Annotated in this window: 10 protein-coding genes; 7 read left to right on the top strand and 3 right to left on the bottom strand. The window is 71.1% G+C overall.

Annotated elements, in window-relative coordinates; translation table 11 throughout:
• Positions 1–35: 35 nt before the first annotated feature.
• On the bottom strand, positions 36–4,925 hold the full coding sequence (locus K3N28_RS02915; protein ID WP_228090970.1) for an NAD-glutamate dehydrogenase: 4,890 nt from the start codon (positions 4,923–4,925) through the stop codon (positions 36–38).
• A gap of 187 nt (positions 4,926–5,112) precedes the next feature.
• Between K3N28_RS02915 and K3N28_RS02920 the strand changes: the two genes are divergently transcribed.
• From K3N28_RS02920 to K3N28_RS02945, 6 genes are read left to right on the top strand one after another with little or no spacing between them, the layout of a single operon-like run.
• Complete coding sequence (locus tag K3N28_RS02920) at positions 5,113–5,718, top strand: DUF4178 domain-containing protein (RefSeq protein WP_228090971.1); 606 nt, start codon at positions 5,113–5,115, stop codon at positions 5,716–5,718.
• 53 nt (positions 5,719–5,771) lie between these two features.
• Positions 5,772–6,305 (top strand): DUF2617 family protein, encoded by a 534-nt coding sequence (locus tag K3N28_RS02925; RefSeq protein ID WP_228090972.1) that lies wholly within the window; start codon positions 5,772–5,774, stop codon positions 6,303–6,305.
• A gap of 57 nt (positions 6,306–6,362) precedes the next feature.
• A complete protein-coding gene (locus K3N28_RS02930) occupies positions 6,363–6,827 on the top strand; it encodes a DUF4247 domain-containing protein (RefSeq protein ID WP_228090973.1) in 465 nt (154 codons plus the stop codon).
• Between the two features lie 36 nt (positions 6,828–6,863).
• Positions 6,864–7,319 (top strand): DUF350 domain-containing protein, encoded by a 456-nt coding sequence (locus K3N28_RS02935; RefSeq protein WP_228090974.1) that lies wholly within the window; start codon positions 6,864–6,866, stop codon positions 7,317–7,319.
• Complete coding sequence (locus K3N28_RS02940) at positions 7,316–8,896, top strand: polyamine aminopropyltransferase (RefSeq protein ID WP_228090975.1); 1,581 nt, start codon at positions 7,316–7,318, stop codon at positions 8,894–8,896. The genes K3N28_RS02935 and K3N28_RS02940 overlap by 4 nt, the downstream gene beginning before the upstream one ends.
• A gap of 51 nt (positions 8,897–8,947) precedes the next feature.
• Complete coding sequence (locus K3N28_RS02945) at positions 8,948–9,364, top strand: hypothetical protein (RefSeq protein ID WP_228090976.1); 417 nt, start codon at positions 8,948–8,950, stop codon at positions 9,362–9,364.
• Between the two features lie 141 nt (positions 9,365–9,505).
• Here K3N28_RS02945 and K3N28_RS02950 read toward each other — a convergent pair whose 3' ends face one another.
• Positions 9,506–10,156 (bottom strand): hypothetical protein, encoded by a 651-nt coding sequence (locus K3N28_RS02950; protein WP_228090977.1) that lies wholly within the window; start codon positions 10,154–10,156, stop codon positions 9,506–9,508.
• Between the two features lie 369 nt (positions 10,157–10,525).
• Between K3N28_RS02950 and K3N28_RS02955 the strand changes: the two genes are divergently transcribed.
• Positions 10,526–11,371 carry an SDR family oxidoreductase gene (locus K3N28_RS02955; protein ID WP_228090978.1) on the top strand — a complete coding sequence of 282 codons (846 nt, stop codon included), beginning with the start codon at positions 10,526–10,528 and terminating at the stop codon, positions 11,369–11,371.
• A 156-nt stretch (positions 11,372–11,527) separates the two neighbouring features.
• On the opposite strand, the gene K3N28_RS02960 is transcribed toward K3N28_RS02955, so the two are convergent.
• A complete protein-coding gene (locus tag K3N28_RS02960; protein ID WP_228090979.1) occupies positions 11,528–12,715 on the bottom strand; it encodes an RtcB family protein in 1,188 nt (395 codons plus the stop codon).
• Positions 12,716–12,809: the final 94 nt, after the last annotated feature.

Genomic DNA, 12,809 nt, shown 5'->3' on the forward strand with positions numbered 1-12,809 from the left:
CTCGTCGGAGCGGCCCGCTCATGCGGTCGCGCCGCTCAGTCGCCGTCGGTCTCGACCAGGCTCCTGATCTGGCGCAGCGAGACCGAGAGGACCGCGAGCTTCTCGTCGGAGCGGCCCGCCTCGGCCAGCGCCTCGTGGATGCGCACCAGGTCGGCGGCGTTCCGCTCGGCCCACGAGTCGACCGCCTCGGCCGGGTCGGTGCCCGGTTTCGCCTGCAGCACACTGGTGGTCAGGCCCGCCATCGCGCCGTAGAGGTCGTAGCGCAGCGCCGAGCGCGCGAGGGTCTGCCACCGGTTCGTCCGCGGCAGCGCCGAGATCTGGTTGAGGAGCTCGTCGAGGTGCACGCGCGCGGCGATCCCGTAGTAGACCTCGGCGGTCTGCCCGAGGTCGGTCTCCATGAGCCGCGCGCACTCCACGACGTCGACCAGGCCGAACCCGAAGATCGGCGCCGACGCGTCGCGTGCGAGCTCGGCGGGCATGCCCTGCTCCTCCAGCTCGTCGCAGAACCGCTCGAACCCGACCGCCTCGGAGTCGGTGAGCAGCTGCGGCAGCCGCGGCTGGAGCACGGCCAGGCCCGGGCGCAGCCGCTCGATCTCGGCGGCCACGTCGAGGTGGCCGCGCCGGTGCTGCACGAGCCAGCGCACGCCCCGGTCGAGGAGCCTGCGGATCACGAGCATCCCCGAGACCTGCGCCTCCTGCGGGGCCTGGTTGTCGAGCGCCTCGATGCGCTGCCACAGGCGGGGCAGGCCGAAGGCGTCGCGGATGATGACGTACGCGCGGATGACGTCGACGACGTCGGCGCCGGTCTCGTCGGCGATGCGGAACAGGAAGGTCGTGCCGGCGCGGTTGACCGCTTCGCCCACGACCGCGGTCGTGATGATCTCGCGGCGCAGCGGGTGCTCGGCCATGAGGTCGGCGTAGGGGTCGCGCAGCGGCGCCGGGAAGTACTCGCGCAGGACCGGCGCGGTCCAGTCCTCGTCGGGGAGCGCGGAGTCGAGCACGGCCCGCTTGGCCCAGATCTTCACGTACGACAGGAGCACCGCGAGCTCGGGTTCGGTGAGCGCGCCCTTGGCGGCGATGCGTTCCTTGAGCTGCTTGTCGCTGGGCAGGCCTTCGATCTCGCGGTCGAGGGCGACGGTCTTCTCCAGGTGCTTCATGAGTCTGATGTGGACGGGCAGGAGGCGGGTGTTGAGGCGCCGGGCGTTGGCGAGGGCCATGTTCTGCCCGTAGTTGTCGGCGAGCACCGCGTCGGCGACGGCGTCGGCCATGTCCATGAACAGCCGGTTGCGGCTGGCCGGGTCGATCCGGCCGGTGAGCGCGGCCGAGCGCAGCAGGATCTTGATGTTCACCTCGTGGTCGGAGGTGTCCACGCCCGCGGAGTTGTCGATGAAGTCGGTGGTGCAGCGCCCGCCGCGCCCGTCGGGGCCGCCCGACTGGGCGTACTCGATGCGCCCGAGCTGGGTGAAGCCGAGGTTGCCGCCCTCGCCCACGACCCGGCAGCGCAGCTGGTCGCCGTTGACGCGCACCGCGTCGTTGGCCTTGTCCCCCGCGTCGGCGTGGCTCTGGGCCGCGGACTTGACGTAGGTGCCGATGCCGCCGTTCCAGAGCAGGTCCACCGGGGCGGTGAGGATCGCGCGGATGAGCTCGGGCGGGGTCATGTCCTTGACGTCGGCGTCGATGCCGAGGGCGGTGCGAGCCTCGTCGGAGACCGGGATCGACTTGGCCGAGCGTTCCCACACGCCGCCGCCGGCGGAGATGAGCGCCGGGTCGTAGTCGGCCCAGGTCGAGCGCGGCAGGTCGAACAGGCGGCGGCGCTCGGCGTAGGAGGCGGCGGCGACCGGGTTGGGGTCGATGAAGATGTGCATGTGGTTGAACGCGGCCACGAGCCGGATGTGCTCGGAGAGCAGCATGCCGTTGCCGAAGACGTCGCCGGCCATGTCGCCGATGCCGACGACGGTGAAGTCCTGCGACTGCGTGTCGAGCCGCTCGGCCCTGAAGTGGCGCTTCACCGATTCCCAGGCGCCGCGGGCGGTGATGCCCATCTTCTTGTGGTCGTAGCCGACCGAGCCGCCGGAGGCGAACGCGTCGCCGAGCCAGAAGCCGTACTCGGCGGCGACGGCGTTGGCGATGTCGGAGAACGTCGCGGTGCCCTTGTCGGCGGCGACCACGAGGTACGGGTCGTCGGCGTCGTGGCGGACCACGTCCGGCGGGGGCACGACGGTGTTGTCGGCGTCGCGGTTGTCGGTGATGTCGAGCAGCGCCGAGATGAACTCGCGGTAGCGGGCCACGCCCTCGGCCTGGAAGGCCGCCCGGTCGGCGAAGGCGGTGCGTTTGAGCACGAAGCCTCCCTTGGCGCCCACGGGCGTGATGACGGTGTTCTTGACCTCCTGGGCCTTGACCAGGCCGAGGATCTCGGTGCGGAAGTCCTCCTTGCGGTCCGACCAGCGCAGGCCGCCGCGCGCGACGCGGCCGTAGCGCATGTGGACGCCCTCGAAGTTCGGGGAGTACACGAACACCTCGAACATGGGGCGGGGCCGGGGCAGGAAGTCGATGGACCGGGCGTCGAACTTGAACGCCACGTACTCCTTGGGGCGGCCCGAGGCGGCGCGCTGGAAGTAGGAGGTGCGCAGCGTCGAGCGGATCAGCGTGAGGAAGGCGCGGAGGATCCGGTCGGCGTCGAGGTTCGGCACCTCGGCGAGGCCCTCCGCGAGGGTCGCGTCGATGCGGGCGACGGCGGCGTCCCGGTCGGCGCCCACACGCGGGTCGAAGCGGGCCTCGAAGAGCCGCACCAGGTTCCCCGCGATCTCGGGGTACGCGCCCAGGGTGGAGGCGATGAAGTCCTGGGAGAACACGAACCCGCACTGGCGCAGGTACTTCGCGAGCGCGCGGAGCACCACGACCTGCCGCCAGGTGAGCGCGGCGGTGATCACCAGCTCGTTGAACCGGTCCGATTCGGCCTCGCCGGTCCAGGCGGCGCGGAAGGCGTTCTCGAAGCGGATGCGCTGCTGCGGGATCGGCTCGGCGGTCGCGACGGGCAGTTCGAGCTTGAAGTCGTGCAGGTGGATCGTGCCGTCGGCGCGTTCGATGTGGTACGGGCGCTCCTCGGAGACCTTGACGCCGAGGTGGCCCAGCACCGGCAGGGCCTCCGAGAGGCCGACGGGCTGGTCGAAGGCGTAGATCTTGAAGTGGACGTCGGCGTCGTCGCCGCCGCGGCGGAACAGCTGGAGCTCCATGTCGCCGGACTCGCGGAGCATCTCGAGTTTCGCGATGTCCTTGGCGGCGTCGATCGGCGAGTGCTCGGCCTTGTACGCGGCCGGGTAGGCGCCGGAGTAGGTCTGGTAGAGGTGGCGGGCCTGGCCCTCGCCGACGTGGTGGTCGAGCTGGAGGGCGAGGTCGGCGTCCCAGGAGCGGGTGGCGTCGGCGAGTTCGGCCTGGATCGCCTCGACGTCGACCGGCGGGTGGTCGGCGAACGGGTCGATGCGGACGACGAAGTGGAGGCGGGCGAGCACCGACTCGGTGACGCGGGCGTCGTAGTCGACGGCCGCGCCGTGGAGGCGGCGGCGCAGGATCTCCTCGATCTTCATCCGGTTCTCGGTGTTGTACCGGTCCCGGGGCAGGTAGACCAGGCAGGAGTAGAAGCGGCCGTAGACGTCCCGGCGGGCGAACAGGCGCAGGCGGCGGCGTCCGGCCAGGCGCAGCACGCCCATCGCGGTCGAGTACAGGTCGTCGGTGCGGGCCTGGAACAGCTCGTCGCGCGGGTAGGTCTCCAGGGCGGTGACCAGGTCTTTCCCGGAGTGGGAGGAGAGGGTGACGCCCGAGCGGGCGAGCACGTCCTGGACCTTGCGCCTGACGACGGGCAGCTCGGTGACCGAGGAGAGGTACGCGGCGGAGGTGAACAGGCCGAGGAAGCGCAGCTCGCCGTCGGGTTCGCCGTTCGCGTCGAAGGTCTTGACGCCGATGTAGTCCATGAAGGACGTGCGGTGGACGGTGGAGCGGGCGTTGGACTTGGTGATGACCAGCAGGCGCTTCGCGCCGATCTGCGAGCGCGCGTCGGCGTTGAACGAGGCGATCGGCCGCGGCGCGGCCGGGGCCTTGCGCAGCAGGCCCAGGCCGGTCTCGGCGAGGGGCGTGAGCGCCTGGTCCTCGCCTTCGCCGGTGAGCTTGTATCGACGGAAGCCGAGGAACGTGAACTTGTCGTCGGCGAGCCAGCGCAGGAGTTCCACGGTGTCGTCGAGGTCCTTGGGGGGCACCGGCAGCGGGGCGGCGCCCTTGCCGCCCGAGGAGGCCTGGTCGAGTTCGTCGGCGATGGCGAGGGCCTTGGCGCGCATGGCCTGCCAGTCGGCGACGCACGCGCTCACGTCGGCGAGGACCGCGATGATCTCGGATTCGAGGGTCGCGAGGAACTCCGGGTCGGCGACCCGCTGCGTCTCGATGTGCATCCATGATTCGGCGTGGCCGCCGTCGGCGGGGGCCTCGAGCAGGGCGCCGTCCGCGTCGCGGCGGACCGGGACGATCGGGTGGACGAACACGGAGATGTCGATGCCGTGCTTGTTGAACATGCCGGTGAGGGAGTCCACGAGGAACGGGGAGTCGTCGCAGACGATGTCGACGCGGGTCGAGGAGGCGGCGTCGGGGCCTTCGGCGTCCTCGGGGCAGTCGAGTTCGAGGGCCACTTCGCCGGGCTTGCGGATCTCGGCCATGCGGCGGTGGTGGGCGGTGGTCTCGAGCAGCTGCTGGGCGCTGCGCCCGACGAGGTCGTCGTCGGCCACGAGGCTCCAGTAGAGCTCGACCAGTCTCGCCAGCGACTCGTCGGATCCGGCCAGGTCGGCCGCCTCGGTCAGGAGTTCCTCCCGGTCGGGGAGGGTCTCGCGGAACTCTTCGTCGCCGATGAACGCCAGCACGTCTCGATCTCCAGTCCGATTCACGTTCGGGCTCACCTCGTCGTGAGCCCTCTCCAGGCTAGATCCTAGGGGGCCGCCGGCGGTGTCGGCCGGGACCACCGTCCACCCCTCAGGGTGCTCAGACGAGGACGCGGATACACCACTGTTGCCAGATTGGCGGTAGAGTGACGTCAAGGAACCACCGAGACTCCCCGATTGCGAAGGCACCACCATGGAACTGGTCGTCCTGCTCCTCATCATCGCAGCCGCGGTCGTCGGCTGGTGGCTGTGGCGCAAGAACTCCCGCAAGAACGAGCCGCGTCCCGCCCCCGCCCCGGTCGACCCGTTCGCCGACGCCGACACGGACGTGCTGCGCGGCGACCCGATGCGCCTCAAGGCCGCCGACCTGGTCGAGCTGTACGGCAAGACCCTCGCCGTGCGCGGCACCCTGCGCCTGTCGGAGGGCGACTACCACTGGTCGGAGCATTTCCTCGACACCGGCACGGGCGTCAAGCGCTGGCTGTCGGTCGAGGCCGACCCGGACCTCGAGCTGGTGCTGTGGGAGGAGATCGCCGACACCGAGCTCCAGCCCGGTCCGCGTGAACTCAGTCACGAGGGCGTGTCGTTCAAGTCGAACGAGAAGGGCAAGGCCCGGTACGTCAGCGAGGCCACGACGGGCCTGGCCCCCACCGGTACCCTGCGCTACCACGACTACGAGGGGCCGAACGGCCAGAAGCTCTCGTTCGAGGCCTTCGGCGACGACGCCAAGTGGGAGGTGGCGAAGGGGCTTACCCTGGACCGCAACCAGGTCACGATCTACCATCAGAGCGAGGCCTGACCCCCGCCGCCCGATCCGATCCCACGGAGCCCACGCTGATCGCTCACATCGAGGTGCCGTTCGTCGACGTCTCGGCCGCCTCGCTCACCTTCCGCCCCGACGCCCCCTCGATGCCGGTCCTCGACCACATGGAGCGCGACGCCGGGCCGCTGCGGCTGTCGCTGCGGCTGCTCGGCGCGAGCCACCAGGCGGTCGTCGCGACCCCTGACGGGCTCATCGCCGAGACCCTCGCCTACCGCTCCGACTTCGCCCCGGACCTGCCGGCGTCGTTCAGTCAGCGCGTCGGCTCCTGGCGCCACCGCTACGAGTGCGCCGTCGAGCGGCTCACGGTCCCCGAACTGCGCGACCGGGTCCGGGCCCTGCGCGACCGCGCGGTCATGCGCACGGCCTCCCCGGACCTGCTGGTCGGCGTGTTCGGCGAGGACCCCGACGCGCTCACGGCCCTGGAGGTCACCGGCGCCGCGCCGCTGTCGTGGCGGACCACCCACACGTACCCGCAGTACGGGGAGGTCGTGACGACCACCGGGACCGTGGTGCCGGTCGGCGCCGACACGCCCGGCGGCGGCGCGTCCGGCGGCCCCCTGTAGGGGCGGGCCGACCGTAAGCTGTACCGAATCCCCCGACAGACGACCCGAGGACCACCGATGAGCTACGAGCAGCAGCCCCCTCCGACGCCGGCGTCGCGCGGCCTGAACTGGAAGCACGTGACGGCGATCGTCGTCGTGCTCGCGCTGTGCTGCGGCGGCGTGTTCCTGATGAACACGAACTTCTCGAACCCGAGCGACACCATCCGCAGCCACTACACGCGAGCGGCGAACCTGGACGAGGGCGGCGGCAGGGCCTACACCTCCAGCGCCTCCCCGGCCACGGTGGCCGACCAGATCGACGACGACGCCGAAGCCCGCTCGGAGCGCTCCTCGAACGGCGTGTACTACCTCCAGTACTCCAAGCACATCGTCGCGGTCTCGCCGTACAACGGCGGCTCGAAGATCCTGCTGCACGACTACCGCAGCGGCTACAACCACTACTCGTCCGTGTTCATCCTCTGGGGCTGGAGCTCCTCACCGCCCTCGCCGTTCCGCGGCGGCGGCCCCGGTTCCGGCAAATAACGCGATCCCGTCCCAGAGAAGGAAAGGCAGCCCATCATGCTCGCACAGGTCCACAGTCAAGCCGAGGTCTTCGGAGGATTCGGCGGCGACGTCGTCGGCGCGCTCGCCTACAGCGTCATCGGCATCCTGCTGATGGCGCTCGGGTTCTTCATCGTCGACTGGCTCACCCCCGGGAAGCTCGGCGAGCTCATCTGGACCCTCCGCAACCGCAACGCCGCACTCCTGTTGTCCTCCAACCTCCTCGGCGTCGGCCTCATCGTGGTCGGCGCGATCTGGGCCTCCGAGGGGAACCTCGTCCAAGGCGTGGTCTCGACGTTCGTGTTCGGCGTCATCGGCCTCGGGGCCATGGCGGTGGCGTTCCTCCTGCTCGACCTGATCACCCCCGGGAAGCTGGGCGAGCTCGTCGTCCACGAGGAGCCGCACCCGGCCGTGTGGGTCAGCTCCGCGATGCACCTCGCACTGGGCGGGGTCATCGCGATGGCCTTGTCGTGACCGCTGCGGTCACCCCGCGGCGAGACGAAGGCAGTCGGCGACGGGTCCGCTTGGCCCGAACCGGGCTGCTCGCCACCGCGTTCGCGGTCTCGGCGTGCGGCCTGGTGTACGAACTGGCGCTGATCACGTTGGGCGCCTACCTGGTCGGGAACACCGCCACGCAGGCGGCGATCGTGCTGAGCGTCATGGTGTTCGCGATGGGGCTGGGGGCGCTCGCGGCGAAGCCGCTGCGCCGCCGCCCGGCGGTGGCGTTCGCGGCGGTCGAGCTCTGCCTGGCGCTGCTGGGCGGGTTCAGCGTGATGCTGCTGTACGCGGCGTTCGCGTTCACGGACCTGTACAACCTGCCGCTGGTGGCCGTCGCGTTCGCGATCGGACTGCTCATCGGAGCCGAGATCCCGCTGCTCATGGAACTGCTCCAGCGCATCCGGGAGCAGGCGGCGGGCGCGGCGGTGGCCGATCTCAACGCGGCCGACTACCTGGGCGGCCTGCTCGGCGGCCTGGCGTTCCCGTTCCTGCTGCTGCCGGTCTTCGGGCAGATCCAGGGCGCCCTCCTGGTCGGCGCGGTCAACGCCGTCACCGGCGTGCTGCTGGTGTTCTGGCTGTTCCGCGACGACATGTCGACGATGACCAAGCAGCTCCTGGCCCTCGCCGCCGGGGCGACGGCGGTGCTGCTGGTGGCGGCGTTCCTCTACACCGACCGGTTCGAGACCTCGGCCCGCCAGGCCCTGTACTCGGCGCCGATCGTGTACTCCGAGGACTCGCAGTACCAGCAGATCGTGATGACCGAGGCGGCCTCGCCGTTCGGCGAGCAGGACCTGCGGCTGTACCTCAACGGCGACCTCCAGTTCTCCTCAGTGGACGAATACCGGTACCACGAGGCGCTCGTGCACCCGGCCATGGACGGCCCGCGCGAGCACGTCCTCGTCCTCGGCGGCGGCGACGGCCTCGCGGTGCGGGAGATCCTCCGCTACCCCGACGTCGAGACCGTCACCCTCGTCGACCTCGACGGCGCGGTGACCGACCTGGCGCGCGAGTTCGACGACCTCGTGGCCCTCAACGAGGACGCGCTCGACGACCCGCGCGTGACCGTGGTCAACGAGGACGCCTTCACGTGGCTGCGGCAGCAGACCGGGACGTGGGACGCGATCGTCGTCGACATGCCCGACCCCGACGCCACCGAGACCGCGAAGCTCTACTCGGTCGAGTTCTACGGGCTGGCGACCGGCCACCTCGGCGCGGGCGGCCGGATGGTCGTCCAGAGCGGCTCCCCGTACTTCGCCCCCAAGACGTTCTGGACCGTGGCGGCGACGCTCGAAGCGGCCGGATACGCGCCGAGCCCGTACTGGGTGTCGGTGCCGAGCTTCGGCGACTGGGGCTACCACCTCGTGCAGGCCGGCGGCGAAGCGCCGGACCTGAGCCTGGACACCTCGGTCGGGCCGTTCCGGTCGCTCACCCCCGAGCTGATCGAGGCGGCGCAGGTCTTCCCGCCCGACCGGGCCCGGAGGGAGATGGAGCCGTCGACGCTCATGCGCCCGGTGATCCTGGAGATGGTCGAATCCGAGTGGAAGCACTACTGACCCGCCGGACTATCCTGGCGGTCCCCGCCCCGCACACCTCGAGGAACGACATTGAGCACCCGGCAGCACCCCTATCTGATCCCCGTCCGACTGGGCACCGGCTTCTCGGTGCTGTACCTCGTCGCCGGCGGCCTCTTCCTCATCATCGCCCTGCTGACCATGCTCGCCGGAGCCGTCAGCTTCCACCTCGTCCTCGGGCCGCTGTTCCTGCTCATGGGCATCCTGTCGTTCTTCCGGCCCTATTGCGTGTACGACGCCGCCACCGGGGCGCTGCACCTGTACTCCCCGCTCGGGTTCCAGCTGCGCACGTACGGAGCCCCGAGGAACGAGCGCATCTACTTCGACCCCGCGAACGCGAAGGTCATGCGGGCGCTCCCGAACGGCAGGCAGCGCAAGGTGACCATGGTCGGCGTGAACCGCGACGAGCTGGCCCGCATGCTCGCCGCGCTCCCGCAGCACCGGGCCTGAGACCGGGCCGGCGACTCGGACCTCACGCCGCACTGCTTCCCGACGAGTGGCCGCCCGGCGCCGCAGCAGGTGATCGACGAGCCCCTCGACCCGATCGTGAGGCCCTCGCCGCCGAACGACCGGAGCCGATGCGGCCCCGTTTCAGGCGATCGAGGCGACCGCCGCCCGCAACGCGGTGATCTCCTCCGGGTCGGAGTAGCGGGCGACGGCGGCGATCTCGCCGATGTGGACCCGCTGCTCGGGCGGGAAGGCCGCGGCGACCGCCGCGGGGTCCTGCAGGAGCACCTTGTAGATCTCCAGGCCGGCCGCATAGAAGAGGTCGAGGAGCACGAGATCGCCGGAGGCCCGCCGCATCACGTTGCCCGGATTGCGGTCGAGCCCGCCCCAGAACGGCACCTCGGCGCGCGCCTCGGCGTCCAACCGCTCCGCCTCCAGCCGCACCGCGGTGACCGGATCGGCCGGCAGGGCCGCGTCCCACCGCGCAACGACCCGCTCCGCGTCAGGACCGGCGGCGGGCAGCAGGAACTCCATGACCGTGAGACGGCCCCCGCCGGGGAGCGCCGCGTCGAAGTCGATCCGCGGCAGCATCGGATGGTCGGCGAGGTTGCGGCACAAGCGCACGAAGACCCCGTACGCGGGCTCGAACGCGCACACGCGGGCCACGCGGGCGCCGTCCGGCGATCGCCAGACCACGGCCCAGTCCCCCACTCCGCACACGTCCCACCCGGCGGCGAGCAGCCGACCGGCGGCCTCCCGATGCGTCGCACCGCGGAGTTCCTCGAGATTCACCATGCCCGGGAGCATAGGCGGCCCGGGCGGCATCGCGACACTCCATTTCCGGCCGTCCTCATCGCCCGCCGCCTCGGGGCCCCGGCCGAGAACGACCGGATCGCCGAACTGCTCGCGTCCCGTCCGTTCGCGACGACCGACGGCCTGCGGGCCATGGCCCTGCGCACCCTCGACCGGCTCCGCGAGCCCGAGAGCGGCGAGTGGCACGAACGCCGGCTCGGAGTCGACGCGCTCGACCGGGTCCCGGCACTCCTGCCGCGACGTGCTCGCCGGCACCGCGACGGGACCGGCGAAGACCGACTGGCACGGAATGCCCCGCCGTGCGACGCCGTTGTGCGAAAGGCAGGGTTTCGAGACGTTCAGGAGGCGACCATGCCTATTCTGGTCACCGGAGCGACGGGGAACGTCGGCCGCCACCTGGTCGGGCAATTGGCCGCGGCCGGCCACCGCGTGCGGGCGCTGACCCGCGATCCGGACGCCGCCGCGTTCCCCGACGGCGTCGAGGCCGTCGGCGGCGACCTGGCCGACCCGTCGAGCCTGAAGGCGGCCTTCGACGGCGCCACCGCCGTGCATCTCCTGTCGAGCCACCAGCCGGCGAACGAACCGCCCGGGGCGGGGGAAGTGGCGTTGGCGCACGCCGGCGAACTCCTGGCGATGGCCGAGCAGGCCGGGGTGCGGCGCGTGAGCGTGCTGTGGACCGGCGCCCAAGGACCGGTCGAGGAGGCCGCGAAGCAGAGCGGTCTGGAGTGGACGATCGTCCAGCCGGGCAACTTCATGGCGAACGCCCGGCTCTGGGCCGAGGACGTCCGCACCGAGGGCGTGGTGCGCGAACCGTTCGCGCAGGTGGCGCACTACGTGGTCCACGAGGCCGACATCGCCGCCGTCGCCGCCGCGGCGCTCACCGGCGAAGGCCACGCGGGCAAGGAGTACACCCTGGTCGGCCCGGAGGGGCTGACCGTCCCGCAGCAGGTCGCGATCCTGTCGCAGGCCGTGGGCCGCGAGATCCGCTACGAGGAGCTCACGGAGGAGCAGGCCGAGGACCGGATGCGCGAGCTGGGCATGGGCGACGAGGACATCGACTTCATCGTCGGCTGGAACGCCGACCAGGCCAACGAGGACCGGCTCGCGGCCGAGGCGGCCGACATCGCCGCGATCACGGGCCGCCCGCCCCGCGCCTTCGCGCAGTGGGCCGCCGAGCACGCCGACGCATTCCGTTGACCCGCATGGACGTCGTCGCGCTGCTGCGCCCGCTCGGGCGGCGGCTTCGGCGCCGGGCCGCCGCCCGATCGTGCGCAGCGGTCGTCGCGGGTCCGCGGCCAGGGGTGCACGGCCGCCCGGTCCCTGAGGGTCCGGACGGCCGCTCGGGTCCGCCGGTCAGCCCTTGACGCAGACGACCTGGCGCAGGCGGGCGACGATCTCGACGAGGTCGGACTGGGCGGCCATGACCGCGTCGATGTCCTTGTAAGCGCCGGGGATCTCGTCGATGACGCCGGGGTCCTTGCGGCACTCGACGCCTTCGGTCTGGGCGATGAGGTCCTCGGCCGTGAAGCGCTTGCGCGCCGCGTTCCGGCTCATCTTCCGGCCCGCGCCGTGCGAGGCCGACTCGTAGGCCTCGCCCTTGCCGAGGCCGCGCACGATGAAGCTCGACGCGCCCATCGAGCCCGGGATGATCCCCATGTCCCCCAGCCCGGCGCGGATCGCCCCCTTGCGGGTGACGAGCAGGTCCTGGCCGTCATGGGTCTCCTCCGCCACGTAGTTGTGGTGGACGGAGACCTCGGTCTCGAAGCGGGCCTTGGGGAACCGCTTCTTGACGACCTGCCGGAGCAGCGCCATCATGACGGCCCGGTTGCGTCGGGCGTACTCCTGGGCCCAGAACAGGTCGCGCCGGTAGGCCTCCATCTGGGGCGTGTCGGCCACGAACACCGCCAGGTCCGGGTCGGGGAGGTCCGCGTTGTGCGGCAGTCCTTTCGCCTTCTCGATGTGGTGCTGCGCGAGGGCGTTGCCGACGTACCGGGAACCGGAGTGCAGCATCAGCCACACGCGCCCATCGTCAGATAGGCATACTTCTATGAAGTGGTTGCCTCCGCCCAGGGTCCCCAGCTGCTTCATCGTCTTCGCCTCGGTCCGGCGGGCCACCGGCTGCGCCAGTTCGTCGAAACCGGACCAGAACTCGTGCCAGCCGTGCAGGCCGGTCTTGAGGTGGCGGACGTCGACCGAGTTCTTGTGCATGGCCTGGCCGACCGGAATGGCGACCTCGATGGCCGAACGGAGCCGCCCGAGGTCGTCGGGCAGGTCTTCGGCGGTCAGCGAGGTCCGCTGCGCGGTCATGCCGCAGCCGATGTCGACGCCGACCGCGGCGGGCGACACCGCGCCGCGCATGGCGATCACCGAGCCGACCGTCGCGCCGATGCCGTAGTGGACGTCGGGCATGACGGCCACGCCGTGCACCCACGGCAGCTTCGCGATGTTGTAGAGCTGTCCGAGCGCCTGCGGCTCGACCGTGTCGACGTCGCCCCACAGGCGGATCGGGGCCGCTTTCGATTGGAGGTCGGTGAAGGACATGGAGGGACTCCCCTCAGAGGGTTCATTGTGGACAACCGGCCGAGTTGCGGGGTCAATGTTCCTACACCGAGTACCGAACGATCAACACCTTTAG

Source organism: Glycomyces sp. TRM65418 (assembly GCF_019710475.1).
In the GTDB taxonomy this organism is placed as follows: Bacteria; Actinomycetota; Actinomycetes; order Mycobacteriales; family Micromonosporaceae; genus Glycomyces.